Below are 16,862 nucleotides of genomic sequence, written 5' to 3' on the forward strand. Positions count from 1 at the left end.
GCAAAGCCTTAGCAAATACTAAGGCTTTATTATTACTTTACTCTATATCATAAAATTTAAGGGCAGGTTGTTTCATCCCAGAACCAGTTTGATTGCGTTGGTGACTCCCATACTCCTGGGTTATTTTTCGCAATAAAACATTTGCCGTCATAAATGACCACATCTCCCGACTTCACTTGCGTTGAACCTGGAATCCATTCGATGACATTGCTAGGATCAGTACTGCCACCACCAGTCTCTCCTCCTGTTTCGCCACCAGTTCCACCTGAAGAAAGATCAGCGACAGGTAAATCCGGTTGTTCAAATTTAAAGGCGTAATCAACACCGCTAATATTCACGCTGTAATTTGCAGGGCCAGAGATTGGCAAGTAATACACCATATCAAGCTCGTATATGCCACCGGCAGGCAACGATTTCCAACTTGGTAAACTAAACGCTACACGGTGCATAGTTCCATCTAAACCACCAATGTTATTGGCACGAGTATGCCCTGACGCTATTACTTTCAAACCACCACCAGATTGGTCTTTAGCATTATCAGGAGCAGAAACCGGGATATCAAATTGGAATTCAGTGCCACCAGATATCTCTTGTCCGGTATTATTGGTGAAGGTGATTTTAGGGTTAATAGGATAATTTTGATCGCCAACTTTAAACCCACCAATCGCAACCGTGATATCAACGCTTTCGTTGGCAATAGCCGTGGTCGTCAATTGATTTCCATATGGTGTTGCTGACTTAAACTTCTCATAAATGGCTTTGGTCATGGTATTACCCATATGATACTCACCATTGCCCGAGGTACACGCTTGCTCCGTTGTATCGATACTGGTTCTATTGCCGTTAACATCAAGCATGTAACAGCTATAATCTCCCGCCAACTCCCAGAACATAATACCGCCAATCTCTTTGTCAATAACGTAATCGGCCTTAACGTTAATCGATTCTTTATCCTCCGTTGACAAGAACACACCTTTTTCTGCATTCCACAACCAAGGAGCAACGGCAACACTGTCATAGTGACGCGTATAAGAACCAACAAATTTATCATCAGGGTCATTAACTGGGTCAAGCTTGTAAGCTTCAGCATAAGAACCCCAAATTCCTTTTTCTAGGTTTTTTGCATGCCACATCGGGTTCGAACCTGCGCCCATTTCATTACCTTTCGGGTCTGTGTCATGCCACATATTGTCAATACCAACCGCTCCGTGTCCGCAGTTGTTTTTCTCACCTTCACCGGTACCTGGTGCACACTCTGCTTGGTTTGGTAATGCCGCACGTCCCCAAAGACCATTATCCCCGCCCGTCACGCCTTGCCAACCTCGGGTATAATAAGGAACACCAATATTAATACGACCAGCCGGCATTGAACCGCGGAAATAGTGATAAGCCCAATCAGTATTCAGATAACCAATACCACCATACTGAGCCGTACCATAAACGTTCCACTGCGTCAGTTCAGAGTCTTTACCTGTGTCATACAGTGCAGCGTTATGGCCTACGTGATCATTCCACGCACCATGTAAGTCGTAAGACATGATGTTCACGTAATCTAAATATTTAGTTACATCAAAGGTTTCCATACCACGTAATAGATAACCAGAAGAAGGCGCTGCAATGGTTAACATATAATGGTGATCATCTAACGCTGAAGCTTCATCTAATTTTTGACGTAATACTTTCATCAACTCTTGGTAGGACGCCCACAAATAGGTTCGGCGAGGTTCCATTATCGCTTTATCGTCAGGATTACCTGCGCCAGCCATTGAAGTTGGGTATTCGTAATCGATGTCTACGCCATCAAATTGATATTTGCGGATCATCTCAACAGCCGAAGTGGCAAACTTTTCAATACCTGCATGGTTGATAGAACCGTCTGCATTAGTTGTCATGGCATAGAAACCACCATCCGCAATACGACTACCATCCGTATCGAAATGACCACCAGTTTCAGCCCAGCCGCCAATTGAAATCAGTGTTTTCACATCGTGTTTCTTTTTGGCGGTCGCTAGCGCCCCAAAGTGTCCTTTGAAACCTAAACTTGGGTCAATTTCAACGCCAGGCCATTCTTTACCCACCGCGGCATTGTTGGGGTCATTCACATCACCAACATTCACTTTGCCATCCGAGCCAATGCTAACAAACGCATAATTAATGTGGGTCAGTTGCTCCCATGGGATATCTTTCACCAGGTAAGAGGTTTGCTCATTATCACCAGCGCGCCAACTGGTGAAATAACCAATCACACGACGAGGGTGATCAGCGCCCATTTTTTCTCTACCCTCGTCGTCGTAGACAGAGCAATAAGGGACATTGACCCCTTCAGTTTGATATAACCCATCAGGGCGACAATTGCTGGCTGTTGGTGCACCTTTGACCGTTAGTGTGGTTGAATTTGAATCCGTGGTTGCGCCTAAATTATCTGTAGCGCGGGCAAATACTGCCAAGCTTCCCGCTTTAGTTGTAACGTAATCTAACGAATAAGGCGCTGTTGCTGCGCTACCGACTAGAGTCCCTGCAACAAAGAAATCAACCTTATCAACGCTACCATCAATGTCAGCAGCCGTTGCAGTTAAAGTAACAGCGCCCCCAACATCAACTGACGTTGCTGAAATGATCATATCAACGCTTGGCGGTTGGTTACCCGGTAGTTGTGATTCTTCCACCGTTAGTGTCACCGCACTTTTCGCGCTCGCCTCCCCTTTATCATCTACGGCGATCACGCTGACCTCATGAGATCCAGCGATGGCTGTCCAAGAGGTACGGTAAGGTGCCGAAGTTACGATAGCAACTATCGCCCCATCAACAGAAAATTCAACGTGCGCAATACTACCATCACTGTCAGTTGCATCAGCGCTAAGTAAAACGACATCACCGTTAGCCACTACATCGCTAGCTAGTGGAGAGGTTAAGTTGGTCGTTGGTAATTTATTGACATCACCACCGGAAGTTGCACAACTACCTAGCACTTTCCATTGTGCATAGTCCCCCGAAAAATTGGATGGATCATTACCTTGTGTCCAGTAATTTGCTTGGTAGGCCACACCTTGGTGTTGTACTTGCTTGCCACCGGTGTATATCGTACTGGCATCCCACGCAGCAATGAGGTCGCAATCCATCGCTGCGTAGCTATTGAAGGCCATTAAACAAGAGGCGGTCAAAGTGCTAAGAGTAAACACTCTCGATGTCACTTTTCTCTTTGGTAGGTTCATCGCTATTCTTTCCTTAATTTATTGTTTCATTGGAAAAATCCATAAAAAAATTAAATATGGACTTAAATTCTCATGTAAAACAACTCTAGAATAGCTTGCTAATTAAGCACTCGAATTTGTTCAAATATCCAAAATCACTCGCAATAAGTCGCCACTACACTGCAAATAAAACATAGTTATTTTGCATCAACAACTAATAATTGATGAATTAAACATATAAATAAAGCGGCCTAGGCCGCTCAAAAAATAGAGACTATTATTCTATCTTCTCTGGTTCAAACAATATCTAAAACCAACGTCGACGCAATAATGTGCTGAATACCAACAGCAATGACCACCAACCTAAAGATCCACCACCAGAATCTGAACTTGGTGGATTTAAATAAGCTTGTCGTTTGGCTTCAGTAGCAACGAACTTCGGTGATTCACTACCATTCATCACACTATCAATCCAATCAGCATAATCATGAATTTCAGTAAACACCGATGTCGCGCCAATCGAAGATGATGGGTCACCACATCGAGTCGCAGGACCAAAACTGGTTAGTCCAACTTGGATGTATTCGCTGCCATGTGACCAAAATAAAGGACCACCTGAATCACCTTGGCAAGTGGCGTTTTCAAGACCAGTCAAACCACTGATCACACCTTGCATGCATAAATTGGTGGCAGTGGTCGATTCATAATTACACAAATTATTCGGTACAAAGGTTAAGTTGGTTTGTAGCAGTAATGTATTATTATCAACATTAGAAGAAGTATCGCCGTGCCCTACCGCGACAAATTGTTCACTAGATGAGCGGTAGGTTGCATCAGCGCCAGCATCAGGGCGTTTTAAATAGTTAACAGATGAAACGGTTGTCAGTGGTGTTTCCAGTTTTAGAATCGCAATATCATCTAATAGCGTCGTATTGTTATACGTTGACGGATAATAAATCGCAGCGACTTTGCCTTTTTCCAATATATTATTGGGGAAATCACGTTCATCTTGCAGTTGTGGCACGACGGATGTAAAAAGCTGGGCTTTCTCATTGCCGTAAATACAATGTGCAGCCGTTAATACATATTGATTGCTCAGTAATGAAGCGCCACAGTAACTAGCGATTCCATAAACCTGAGTATAATCAATTTGATCAAAAAACAGACTTGCCATGGATGGAAAGGTTGTCACATCTGCATACGAGCCATTAACGATATAGGGCTTTACATCAACAGCGCAAACATTGCTCGAAACGGCGAGTGAAGAAAAAAGTACTACCCACTTATTCATAATGTCATTCCTTATCATTAAGAATTTAGATAGTACTTAAGATTCCATAAATAGCACAGATTTTTATTACGCGACTATTTAAATTCTGTATGCGTTAACCTCGGTAATAACGCTGTGGAACAAACGGCATTTTTTCTACGGCCATTGGCAGCATTTTACCACGTACTTGAGCAAATACCTGCGTACCAATTGCTGCTAAATCAGCGCGCAAATAAGCCATTGAAACAGGTTTACCCGCCGTTGGGCCAGCAGTACCGCTGGTTACAATACCCACTTTATTGTTTTCAGCGTCAAATAGCTCTGCACCTTCACGTACAGGGGCTTTGGTTAGACCGATTAACCCAACACGTTTACGCGAAACATCTTTAGTTTCAATCTGCTTTAATATGATATCAGCCCCAGGGAAGCCACCAGCGCGTTCACCATCGGCGCGGCGAACTTTACTGATACCCCACAATAAGCTTGCCTCAACTGGTGTGGTGGTTGTGTCGAGATCATGCCCGTAAAGGCAGAGACCACATTCAAGACGTAGTGAATCACGTGCACCAAGGCCGATCCACTCTACTTCGTCATAAGCCGTTAATTGACGAGCAAGACGCTGTGCTTGCTCAGCTGGAACAGAGATCTCGTAGCCATCTTCACCGGTATAACCACTACGGCTAACAATGCATTCAACACCGTCTAAATCCAAAATTTTCACATCCATAAATAGCATAGAGGCAACTTGCGGCTGAATACGTGCTAGCACTTCAGCCGCTTTCGGACCTTGAAGCGCTAAAAGAGCACGATCTTCAATAATTTCCAGTTCTACACCTTGAGGTAAATTAGCTTGTAAATGAGCAATGTCTTGCTCTTTACAGGCGGCATTCACCACAACAAACAGATGGTCGCCTAAATTAGCCACCATCAAGTCATCCATGATCCCGCCTTGTTCATTAGTAAAAAAAGCATAACGCTGCTTGCCCGCTGGCAGGTCAATAATATCAACCGGTACCAATGCTTCTAAGGCTTTTGCTGAATCAGCACCACGTAAACGCAACTGGCCCATATGAGAGACATCAAACAAACCAGCCGCTTCACGCGTATGCAAATGCTCTTTTTTAACACCAAGCGGATATTGCACAGGCATATCATAGCCAGCAAATGGCACCATTTTTGCGCCGACTTCATTGTGCAGAGCATGTAACGGTGTAGTAAGTAATGTTTGATTTGCATTATCTTGAGTCATTTTTGTCTCCATTTAAGCCGACCCTGCGGGGAGTTTTACGCCTCATCAAGGCAAACTGCTCCACATGAAAGAAACTCTGTTTCCAATAGTGAACAAGAATGCGCTCGATTGATGGGATTCACAAGTTCAAAACTGGGCCAATTGGCAAAATTAACAACTTAATCACAATTTAGAAGAAAAAAGAAAGGCGCTTCATTGAGCAATAGTTGCTCCACGAAACGCCTTTTTTAGCAGACGAGCGCAAAAGCAACCGTTTGCTTTTACTATAGGAAACTTGATCTTTTCTTAGTTATTTAGCTGTTACCCACAAAATTAACGCATCATCGTCACTGACAGAGACCAACATGTGCCCCATGTTAGCATCATAATAAACACTGTCACCTTCGGCTAAACGCACTGGTTCATAAAATTCACTGTAAAATAAAACGTCACCAGAGAGAATGAGTAAAAACTCCTCACCGTCGTGTCGAACCCAGTCACTGTATTCTTCAAATGCTCTTGCTCGCACTCGACTTTTGAACGGCATCATCTTTTTATTCGAAAGCTGTGTTGCCAACAATTCATGTTCGTAAGTGGGCGTAGGATGTGGCTTACCTTCACCGCAACGAGAAATATCCCTCCGCCCTGTAGCAAGGATTTTCTTAGGTGGTTCAAAGAGTTGAGGCATATCTATTTGCAAACCATGCGCAAGTTTTTGCATCGCTTGAAAGGTTGGTGATATCTGTTCGTTTTCGATCTTGCTTAATGTTGAACGGGCAAGCCCGGTGCGCTGGCTAGCCTCTTCTAAGGTAATACCCAGTTTGGCGCGAATGTCTTTGATTCGCTGACCAAGCTTTAATGGCTCTATGGTTTGCTCACCGCTTTCTTTGGCAAGTGTGAGTGATGGGTACTCATCATAAATGTCTTCAGACATGCTTTCCCTCGATTATCATTTCTTCCTGATCACGAAAATCATTGTGGCATGAAGCAGCCATCCGGTTAAAGGACTACATCAAAATAAAGCGTGCTCTCGCTAACAAAATAAGAAACCGAGTTTCCTATAGGAAATTTTTCATTGATTGTTCATAACTCAGAGAGTATGTTACTGACTTGTTAGATGAAGAGATGCTATTTACCGCTCGCTATCGTGAAGGACTTAACAATATTTGAGTGGTTTTTACCCCGAATAATTGGGGAACGTAATAAGAGTTTAGGGATAACTAAACACCCTGTTTTCTCACCACCCTACACAGCCGTTGAGTAAAGCAGCCATCAAAAAGGAACAACGAATACAATAACTATTCGTTGGATTATTGGAAGGTCATCTACCATGAATGCAAACACGAATAAAACTTACCAAAATCACAGCCTTGAGAGTTTCTTCTCAACCAACTTAGCGGCAACCGATGATGCCGTTTTTGCCGGTATTCAAGCCGAATACACACGCCAGAATGAACAAATTGAGCTTATCGCTTCTGAAAACATTGTTTCAAAAGCGGTTATGCAAGCCCAAGGAACATGCCTTACCAATAAATACGCGGAAGGCTACCCTGGCCGCCGTTATTATGGTGGCTGTGAACATGTTGATACCGTAGAGACAATTGCCATCGAACGCGCTAAATCGCTTTTTAATTGCCAATACGCAAACGTTCAACCCCATTCTGGCGCTCAAGCTAACGGGGCCGTAAAACTTGCACTGCTCCAGCCGGGTGACACTATTATGGGCATGTCTTTGGATGCAGGTGGCCACTTAACGCATGGTGCTAGACCTGCTTTGTCGGGTAAATGGTTTAATGCTATTCAATACGGAGTTGATCGTGAAACGCTAGAAATCAATTACGAAGACGTACGTGCACTGGCACAACAGCATAAACCTAAAATGATCATTGCAGGTGGTTCGGCCATTCCTCGTGTCATCGATTTTGCTAAATTCCGCGACATTGCCGATGAAGTCGATGCCATCTTAATGGTCGATATGGCGCACATTGCAGGTTTAGTCGCAACCGGTGCACACCCTAGCCCATTACCTCATGCTCACGTTGTCACCACCACAACCCATAAAACACTGCGCGGCCCACGTGGTGGGATGATCCTCACCAACAGCGAAGAGATCATCAAAAAAATCAATTCAGCCGTTTTTCCAGGTCTGCAAGGTGGTCCACTAATGCACGTTATCGCCGCTAAAGCAGTCGCTTTTGGTGAAGCATTGGGACCTGAATTTAACAGCTATATCGATTCAGTGATCGACAACGCAAAAGTTCTCGCTGAAGTGTTGCAAACTCGCGGTTGTGACATTGTGACTGGCGGAACTGATACGCACTTGATGCTCGTAGACCTACGTCCTAAAGGCTTGAAAGGTAACGTGGCAGAGCAAGCTCTTGAGCGTGCGGGGATCACATGTAACAAAAACGGCATCCCCTTTGATACTGAAAAGCCTATGATTACTTCGGGTATTCGTTTAGGTACACCAGCAGGAACCAGCCGTGGTTTTGGTCGTGAAGAATTCAAACTCATTGGGCAGTGGATTGGCGATGTGCTAGATGGTCTTGTTGATAGTCCAGAAGGTAATGCACAAGTGGAACAACAGGTTCGCAAACAAGTGAAAATGTTGTGCCAACGCTTCCCACTTTACCAGTAACACTTTCAAATTAAACACAAGTTTCAAATCAATACTTTTTTGGAGATTAAGCAATGGACAATACACTGAAGTTTGCAGAAAGCCACGAATGGGTGCGCGACAACGGTGACGGCACAGTAACAATCGGTATTTCTGAGCATGCACAAGAAATGCTTGGCGATGTTGTGTTTGTTGACCTACCAGAAGTGGATGCTGAGATTGACGCTGGCGACAGCTTTTCTCTTGTCGAATCAGTGAAAGCCGCTTCAGACATTTATGCGCCTATTACCGGTGTTATCGTTGAAATCAATGAAGAGCTAGGAGATAGCCCTGAACTGATCAACGAAGAACCATATGAAGGTGGCTGGATTGTAAAAGTGAAAATGTCTGACCCTTCTGAACTTGACGATCTAAAAGATGCAGAAGAGTACTTAAGCTCTATCGAAGAAGACTAAACAGCCCATCACAAATCAAAGCTGCCCAGTATGGGTGGCTTTTTTTTAAGGTCACAACAGACCTTATGAGAAGGTAAAGGAAATGACTGAATTACTTCACAGCACACTACTTAATGAATTGAGTACCCAAAATGAGTTTGTTGCACGCCACAACGGACCGAACGCTGATGATCAACAAAAAATGCTCAACACAATTAATGCCGAAAGCCTTGATGCATTAATTACGCAAACCGTTCCTAAACAAATTCGTTTAGAAGCACCAATGTCGCTTGCCGCTCCACAAAGTGAAGCAGACATGCTGACAGCCATGAAAGTATTTGCTAAGCAAAACCAAGTCAAACGTACGTTCATTGGTCAAGGCTACTACAACACATTTACGCCTAACGTTATTTTACGCAATGTGCTGGAAAACCCAGGTTGGTACACCGCCTATACGCCATACCAACCAGAAATCTCCCAAGGTCGTTTAGAATCGCTACTCAATTACCAGCAAATGGTGATGGATTTAACGGCCATGGATATTGCCAACGCCTCACTGCTCGACGAAGCAACTGCGGCAGCAGAAGCCATGACACTCTGTAAGCGTGCAGGCAAAAGTAAAAGCAATGTCTTTTTTGTTGCCAACGATGTTCACCCTCAAACCATTGAGGTGGTGAAAACGCGCGCTGAATTTATTGGCTTTGAAGTACAAATTGGTGATCTCGATTCACTACCTGAACAAGATGTGTTCGGCGCACTACTACAATACCCAAATACCACCGGAGAAGTGCGCGACTTAACCGATATCATTGCCAAAGCACAAGCAAACAAGACGCTGGTCACCGTTGCTACAGACCTACTGGCAAGCACACTATTGAAACCAGCAGGTGAGATGGGCGCTGATGTCGTGATTGGCTCAGCACAACGTTTTGGCGTGCCAATGGGCTACGGCGGCCCACACGCTGCATTTATGGCAACACGTGAAGCACACAAACGTACCATGCCAGGCCGCGTGATTGGTGTTTCGATTGATGCAAAAGGCAACCAAGCTTTGCGCATGGCAATGCAAACTCGTGAACAGCATATTCGACGCGAAAAAGCGACCTCGAACATCTGTACGGCACAAGCACTACTGGCCAATATGGCGTCATTCTACGCGGTGTATCACGGCGCTGAAGGGCTACGTACTATTGCTCGTCGTACCCATCATATGACAGCAATTCTTGCAGCCGGCCTAACCAAAACAGGTTATGAACTCACTAACAACAGCTTTTTTGATACCATCACCATCAACACGGGTGATAATACTGAAACGCTTTATATCAAAGCTCAACAAGCCGATATTAACCTTCGCAAATTGAACGGTAAGTTAGGTATCAGCTTAGATGAAACCACAACCATCGCAGATATTGATGCACTATTTGCAATCTTTAACGTTGAAGAGGCCGTTAATGCCTTATCAACCGAAATTGCGGCTAACGAATTTGCAGCGATCCCTGAAGGGTGCCGTCGCCACTCTGAGTTTCTCACTCATCCTGTTTTTAATACGCATCATAGCGAAACACAAATGATGCGTTATCTAAAACAGCTTGAAAATAAAGACTTTTCACTGACACACGGTATGATCCCACTCGGCAGTTGCACCATGAAGCTGAATGCGGCGGCAGAAATGATTCCAGTGACATGGCCAGAATTTGGAGACATCCACCCATTTGCTCCGAAAGATCAAGCGGCAGGTTATGCCGCACTGGCAAAAGATCTGAAAGAAAAACTGTGTGAAATTACCGGTTACGACGCTTTCTCATTGCAACCAAACTCTGGCGCATCTGGTGAGTACGCAGGTCTAATTGCGATTCAACGCTACCACCAAAGCCGCGGCGAAGGTCACCGTAACGTCTGCTTAATTCCAAGTTCTGCACACGGTACTAACCCTGCGACAGCTTCTATGGTGTCAATGAAAGTGGTTGTGGTTAAGTGTGATGAAGAAGGCAACATCGACATCGACGACCTAGCAGCGAAAATCGAGAAGCACAAAGACAACCTATCAAGCATTATGATCACTTACCCTTCTACGCACGGCGTTTACGAAGAGAAAGTGAAAGAAGTGTGTGAAATGGTTCATGCTGCTGGCGGTCAGGTTTACCTAGACGGCGCTAACATGAACGCGCAGGTTGGTCTCACCAACCCAGGTTTCATTGGTTCTGATGTTTCTCACCTTAACCTACATAAAACCTTCTGCATTCCTCACGGCGGCGGCGGCCCTGGCATGGGACCTATTGGTGTTAAAGCTCACCTAGCCCCTTTCCTTCCTGGTCATATTGAAGGTGGTGTCGAAGGTGAAGATCACGCAGTGTCAGCCGCGGATCTCGGCAGTGCTTCTATTTTACCTATCTCATGGGCGTATATTGCCATGATGGGTGCTGAAGGTTTAACTGATGCCACCAAAGTTGCGATTTTGAATGCTAACTATGTGATGGAAAGATTACGTCCTCACTACCCTGTGCTTTACCGTGGAACCAATGGACGCGTAGCGCACGAATGCATCATTGATATTCGCCCACTGAAAGAAGAAACCGGTATTAGCGAAGAAGATATTGCAAAACGTTTAATGGACTACGGCTTCCACGCCCCAACGATGTCATTCCCAGTCGCGGGTACATTGATGGTAGAGCCAACGGAGTCAGAAGACCTAGCAGAGCTTGATCGCTTCTGTGACGCGATGATCGCCATTCGTGAAGAAATGAATAAAGTGAAGTCGGGTGAATGGCCGTTGGAAGACAACCCACTAGTCAATGCGCCTCACACGCAAGCGGATCTTTCTAGTGATGAATGGGCACATCCATATTCACGAGAAGTAGCTTGTTTCCCTTCTCGTCAAACAAAAGCATCAAAATACTGGCCAACCGTAAACCGTGTCGATAACGTTTACGGAGACCGTAATTTGATCTGCTCTTGCCCGAGCATTGAGAACTATCAAGACTAATTGATTGTTTGATCACAGATAACCAAGTTGGAAACTGTGATAACCGAGTTGGAAACCGATAACTAAATTGGAAACTAACTTGAATAACAAAAGGCGAACCATTTGGTTCGCCTTTTCTAATCTTGGACAATTCAATTGGTATAGAGCGCTTTATTTCTATACGCTAGACTCGAAATATACATATCCCTTTAACTCCAGATACAATGAAAGAAGCAAATCAAGTTAAGCCGAGAAAGAAACGACAATCTTACTCAATGTCAGACGCTCAAGCGTTCTCGGAAAAGGTTAATCGGTTTGTGAAAATGATAGACTCTCGTCAACCAAAGGGTTGTGATTTAGGGATGACAATAAAAAGCAAGACCTGGCCCTGATTGTTTTTAAACAATAAACACGCTCATTGTTCTAGACGTCAGGCTCAATGATCAACTTTTAGCGGCAATGCCCGCAACACTCGCAGTGCTTAGCAATTTCTGCTGGACTTTCGCTTTACTATGTCTTTTAGCTAATAACGTGTTGCTTACGCTCGCCACGATAATCAAATTAATTCCAATAAGCTGCTGAGTAGAAAACACATCATCAAAGAACAAGCCCTGCCAAAGTGCGCTAAACAGCATGTTAGTAAAGATAAGTGGTGCCAACTGGGAACCGCTGTCTGCCAACTTATATGCTTTGGAACGGAAGATTTGTGTATTAATGGTAAACAGCGCCAGTCCGAGAGCTACGAGAGCAATCCACCGCAAGTCACCAAAAGACAACAGCTCCAATAAGGTGCTTTTGTCTGCACTCTCAAGCACATTCGGTATTGTTGATACTGCTGTGAACAAGAGCATTGGTATTACAATAATTGCCGCAACTAAGAAGGTCCACGCGTTAAGCTCTGCTGGTGTCAGACTTGTTTTGGACGCTCGGTAAAAGCTCACTTGCGAACCAGAGTTAAACATCCCTGAAAGAAGTCCAAGCAAAAGCGCAGGTCTAAAGAAGCCCAAACCAAGTTCAAACTGCGACCAATCCCCAGCCATCATCACTACGCCGATAAAAGTGATCACTAAACAGACTATCGTCGTTGTATGAATCTTGGTTTCAAATATTAATTTTTCTAACAACGGAATAAACAAAGGGCCAGTACTAAACAACACCACTCCTTCAACAAGCGTTAAGGTTTGCAGTGACGTAAGGAAACACCACTGACATGCCACTATAAAGATCGCTCGCATCACCAAAGGTCTCCACATTTCTCGCGTCGGTTTGTTAATTTTGTAAAAGGCCAGAAAAAGAAATAGAAGCAGACTGGGTAACAAAAAACGAACAAAACTGAGTAACGAAGTGGACATCGCTTCAGATAGATACTTGGCCATCAAACCACTTAAAGACAAACTGAATGTCGACAACAACATGAAAATCGTCGCCTTGGTAATATCAGACATAATTATCACCTCCTATGACATCTATTTTAGAAGCGTGACGTGATCAAAAATAGCGAGTAATATTAACCACAACTGTAAGGAAAACTTACCGATGAAAAAGCTCATCCCACTCAAATCCGTTTATGCTTTCATTGCTGTTGCTGAAACTGGCAGTATGACCGATGCTGCACGCGCCTTGTATGTTAGTCATTCTGCAGTAAGTCAAGCCATAAAATCGTTGGAGCAACTGGTCAACAAACCGCTGTTTCAACGAGTTGGTCGTCGGGTCGTTCTTAATGCCGCAGGTAAGCGATATTATCGAAAGGTCGCACCAGCACTTGAGCAAGTGATAGAGGCGACCGAAGAACTCGCTAGAACGCCTAACGACCACCGCATTACCCTCAACATGGTAAATTCACTCGCCATGCATTGGTGGATCCCACGAGTTCCCGACTTCCAAGCGTTCGCTCCTTCTCTGGATATCCGTATTTCTACGTTAACTGGCCCTTTCGATATAGAGCAGGAAGGCGTCGATATCGCCCTCGTGCATGGCAAGCCAAATGAGTGGGAACAATATTACAGCGAAAAACTGGGCGACGATGATCTGGTATTGGTGTGCAGCCCTGCCCTATTGAAAAACCAGTATGAATTAAGCGTTAAGCAACTCGTCAAACAAAACTCAACCATTGGCGTTTTTAACCTAAGGCGACAACATGACTGGCAAGTGTGGTGCGACCACCACCAAATCCCAATGCCCACATTCCATAGCAACCTGACATTCGACGTATCCATTCAAGCGGTACAAGCTGCAGTCCGTTCATTAGGCATGCTGGTTACGCATCGCTTATTTGTGAAAGATGACATCAGCCACGGCATGCTAGTTGAGCTTGGCGAACCCGTAGCTAACCCACACCAAGATTTCTACTTTGTTTGTCCCAAAAACAAATTAAAACAAGAAAGTGTACTAAAACTGAGAGCATGGTTGAGGCGTGAATTCACATGCTCAGAGACAACGCTGCGCGATGATGCTCAAAAATAAGGCCAAACTATCAATCAAAAGCCACATGCAGGGGCATATATGGTCCCGATGGTTTTCCTCTAAAGAAAAGATTGCATGAGGAACTAGTTTCTAACTTGGTTATTTTTTAGGAGTATTCCAGATGGTTGATTTAGAAACTAACCTGAAAAAAGCCTTTGATTCTTAGAGGCTTTTTCTATTCATATATGACGATTCATTTAATAAAAGTAAATTAACGTAAATGATATCCATTATCATTGATAAGTAGTGCAACTCAGGATATGGTGACAAGATAATTAATCTAAATGATGGTATCAGCCCAATGCTAGAGAAAGAAAAAAAGCCAACTCGAAACTTCTACTCACTCACAGTCATTCAATCTCAACAAATTTCACCGTCTATGCAACGCATTACTTTACAGAGCGATGATATTGCACACTTTGGTAGCGAAAGCGAAGGCGGCTATATAAAATTACTGTTCACCGATCATGGTGATACGAATATCTCCTCAATTTCACCGCAACAGCGTCCAGTTATGCGTACTTATACAATTCAGCACTTCAACGCCGAAAATAATAGTATTGAGGTTGATTTTGTTCGTCATATTACTAAAGACTTACAATGCGGTTTTGCAGCAAGATGGGCGATAACGACAAAGGTTGGAGACACCATATCCATTGCAGGGCCAGGCAAAAGCCAAGGCATTAATACGGCTGGTGATTGGTTTTTCCTCGTCGCTGATATGACAGCGATTCCAGCCCTAGCCTCGCAAATTAAATTATTGCCTAATAATGCCAAAGGATATGTTGTGATTGAGGTTGACCACATTGATGACAAGCGTGAATTGGCTGTCCCCGAAGCGATTGAAATTGATTGGGTAGTTAAAGATCAAACATCCAATTTAACGCAATCCGTTATTTCTAAGCCTTGGATCGGCGACAACGCTTCGGTTTGGTGTGCTTGTGAATTTGATACCATGCGCTCACTTCGTCAGTATTTCCGTAATGAGAAAGAAGTAGAAAAAGAAAACATTTACATTAGTAGTTATTGGAAACAAGGCGTCAGTGAAGATGGGCATAAACAACTAAAACAAGATGATGCCAAAACTCAGTCATAACCTCATGGTAAAAGCTAAAATTATTGATACAAGGTTAGCCAATCAGTTTTACTGATGATTCAATACAGATAGCATCATGTCGCCAATATTCGATACAGCCATCAATTACCTCTCCTTGTTGGTTGTAATTGACTCGCTTAATAACCATTGCCGGTGTTCCTGAGGTTGCTCGCAAAGCGTGGGCGATATTGCCAAGCAATGAACTTGTCGTCATCTTGTAGCTGATACTATGATATTCAACACCGAAGGTTTCTTTATACAAACTTGTCAGTGATGGGGATAAATCTAAGCCTAGCAAATTAGGGAATTTATCAGGACAAACGTAATTTGTTACGTAAGCGACCGGACGATCTTCTAGATAGCGTACCCGTTCAATCTGATAGATATCTGAAAAAGGTTTTAATGCTAATAGCGCTGTTGCTTGCTTATTGGCCAGTACCGCTTTCGAATGAAGAAGTTGAGTTTTGGGTTGACGATTTTGTGCTAATGCTAGTTTGGTAAAGCTTAAAGATTGCGCTGGGTCGTAACGCAATGGCTGTGGTGAGATAAACCAGCCACGGCGATCCTCGCGATAAATCTTACCTTCTGCTTCAAGTAATGACAGTGCCTCACGTAGGGTTACGCGGGTAGTATCAAATGACTCTGCCAGTTTCCGTTCCGCAGGAAGCTTCTGACGTGGTGTCAGCATACCTGTCTCAATTTGCTCAACAATCACATCTTTGATTTTTACGTACTGCACCGAGAATCCCTTGCTTTATGTACGGCGGTTATACCTGTCGGATTACATAACTTGCCAAAATAAAGGTGCTTGATTAGCTCAACCACCTGAAAACTAAGCCATACCATCAACAGACGATCTTATCATTTAGCGCTATTACGCGATAAGAATTTCTTTAAGCTCATGCAATGAGCGCACATTATAATGTGGTTCTATACCATCAATATCAGAATGGCCAACGGTATTGAGCCAACAGGTTTCAATGCCAAATTTAAGGCCACCAAGAATATCGGAATGCGGGTTATCCCCCACCATCAGTACTTTACTCTTGCAAGGGTTACCCATTTTTTCTAACGCATGAGCAAAAATTCCGTTATCAGGTTTGGCTATACCCACTTCTTCGGAAATAATTACATGCTCAAAGTAATCCGTCATACCTGTTCTCTGCAAACGAATCGCTTGTAACTCTGTAAAACCATTGGTGATGATACCAAGTTTTGCCTTACCTGTTAGTGCTTCTAGTAACTCTTTAGCACCAGGTAATGGCGTGCAAATATCTGCCATAGCTTCAAGAAATGCACTATTAAGATCAGCTGTCGTGGTTTGCAGTTTTTCGGCCCAAGCTTGAAAGCGAATATGCTTGAGATCGGCTGCATTAATCACTCCATTTTGATAATCAACCCAAAGAGGTTTATTTACCTCTTGGTACTTGGCAAAGTCAATTTCATCAAAAATCACTCCCTTGCGTTCAAACATTAGCTGCATACCTTTGAAGGCGTCGAAATGAAACAAAGTCTCGTCAGCGTCAAATAAAATCCAATCGTATTTCATGGTATATCCCTTAGTAACTTGCGCGCAGTGTAAATTGTTTTTGAATCTACGA

Annotated in this window: 12 protein-coding genes; 5 read left to right on the forward strand and 7 right to left on the reverse strand. The window is 43.8% G+C overall.

What is annotated here, in order from left to right; genetic code table 11:
* Nucleotides 1-56: 56 nt before the first annotated feature.
* From EYW48_RS16620 to EYW48_RS16635, 4 genes are all read right to left on the reverse strand, one after another.
* Nucleotides 57-3,212, reverse strand: a complete 3,156-nt coding sequence (locus EYW48_RS16620) for a glycosyl hydrolase family 18 protein (RefSeq protein ID WP_277432694.1) — start codon at nt 3,210-3,212, stop codon at nt 57-59.
* A gap of 286 nt (nt 3,213-3,498) precedes the next feature.
* On the reverse strand, nt 3,499-4,500 hold the full coding sequence (locus EYW48_RS16625) for a trypsin-like serine protease (RefSeq protein ID WP_274677409.1): 1,002 nt from the start codon (nt 4,498-4,500) through the stop codon (nt 3,499-3,501).
* A gap of 76 nt (nt 4,501-4,576) precedes the next feature.
* On the reverse strand, nt 4,577-5,710 hold the full coding sequence (gene gcvT / locus EYW48_RS16630) for a glycine cleavage system aminomethyltransferase GcvT (RefSeq protein WP_274683875.1): 1,134 nt from the start codon (nt 5,708-5,710) through the stop codon (nt 4,577-4,579).
* Between the two features lie 289 nt (nt 5,711-5,999).
* A complete protein-coding gene (locus EYW48_RS16635; RefSeq protein WP_171981311.1) occupies nt 6,000-6,623 on the reverse strand; it encodes an XRE family transcriptional regulator in 624 nt (207 codons plus the stop codon).
* A gap of 396 nt (nt 6,624-7,019) precedes the next feature.
* Between EYW48_RS16635 and EYW48_RS16640 the strand changes: the two genes are divergently transcribed.
* The 3 genes from EYW48_RS16640 (at nt 7,020) to gcvP (ending at nt 11,723) form a co-directional block, all read left to right on the forward strand.
* Complete coding sequence (locus EYW48_RS16640; protein WP_274677410.1) at nt 7,020-8,327, forward strand: serine hydroxymethyltransferase; 1,308 nt, start codon at nt 7,020-7,022, stop codon at nt 8,325-8,327.
* Between the two features lie 53 nt (nt 8,328-8,380).
* Nucleotides 8,381-8,761, forward strand: a complete 381-nt coding sequence (gene gcvH, locus EYW48_RS16645) for a glycine cleavage system protein GcvH (protein WP_053312046.1) — start codon at nt 8,381-8,383, stop codon at nt 8,759-8,761.
* Nucleotides 8,762-8,843: 82 nt separating this feature from the next.
* Complete coding sequence (gene gcvP / locus EYW48_RS16650; RefSeq protein WP_277432695.1) at nt 8,844-11,723, forward strand: aminomethyl-transferring glycine dehydrogenase; 2,880 nt, start codon at nt 8,844-8,846, stop codon at nt 11,721-11,723.
* Between the two features lie 422 nt (nt 11,724-12,145).
* On the opposite strand, the gene EYW48_RS16655 is transcribed toward gcvP, so the two are convergent.
* Complete coding sequence (locus tag EYW48_RS16655) at nt 12,146-13,147, reverse strand: DMT family transporter (protein WP_053312044.1); 1,002 nt, start codon at nt 13,145-13,147, stop codon at nt 12,146-12,148.
* Between the two features lie 91 nt (nt 13,148-13,238).
* On the opposite strand from EYW48_RS16655, the gene EYW48_RS16660 reads away from it, so the two are divergent.
* Together EYW48_RS16660 and EYW48_RS16665 are read left to right on the forward strand one after the other, a co-directional pair.
* Nucleotides 13,239-14,165 carry a LysR substrate-binding domain-containing protein gene (locus EYW48_RS16660; RefSeq protein ID WP_053312043.1) on the forward strand — a complete coding sequence of 309 codons (927 nt, stop codon included), beginning with the start codon at nt 13,239-13,241 and terminating at the stop codon, nt 14,163-14,165.
* Nucleotides 14,166-14,466: 301 nt separating this feature from the next.
* Nucleotides 14,467-15,261 (forward strand): siderophore-interacting protein, encoded by a 795-nt coding sequence (locus tag EYW48_RS16665; RefSeq protein WP_274678857.1) that lies wholly within the window; start codon nt 14,467-14,469, stop codon nt 15,259-15,261.
* 34 nt (nt 15,262-15,295) lie between these two features.
* Here the strand turns inward: EYW48_RS16665 and phnR are convergent, their stop codons facing one another.
* Together phnR and yjjG are read right to left on the reverse strand one after the other, a co-directional pair.
* On the reverse strand, nt 15,296-16,000 hold the full coding sequence (gene phnR / locus EYW48_RS16670; protein ID WP_261918688.1) for a phosphonate utilization transcriptional regulator PhnR: 705 nt from the start codon (nt 15,998-16,000) through the stop codon (nt 15,296-15,298).
* Nucleotides 16,001-16,135: 135 nt separating this feature from the next.
* Nucleotides 16,136-16,810 carry a pyrimidine 5'-nucleotidase gene (gene yjjG / locus EYW48_RS16675; RefSeq protein WP_168524621.1) on the reverse strand — a complete coding sequence of 225 codons (675 nt, stop codon included), beginning with the start codon at nt 16,808-16,810 and terminating at the stop codon, nt 16,136-16,138.
* Nucleotides 16,811-16,862: the final 52 nt, after the last annotated feature.

The sequence above is a fragment of the Vibrio sp. 1180_3 genome (assembly GCF_029478545.1).
GTDB classification, from domain to species: domain Bacteria; phylum Pseudomonadota; class Gammaproteobacteria; order Enterobacterales; family Vibrionaceae; genus Vibrio; species Vibrio aestuarianus.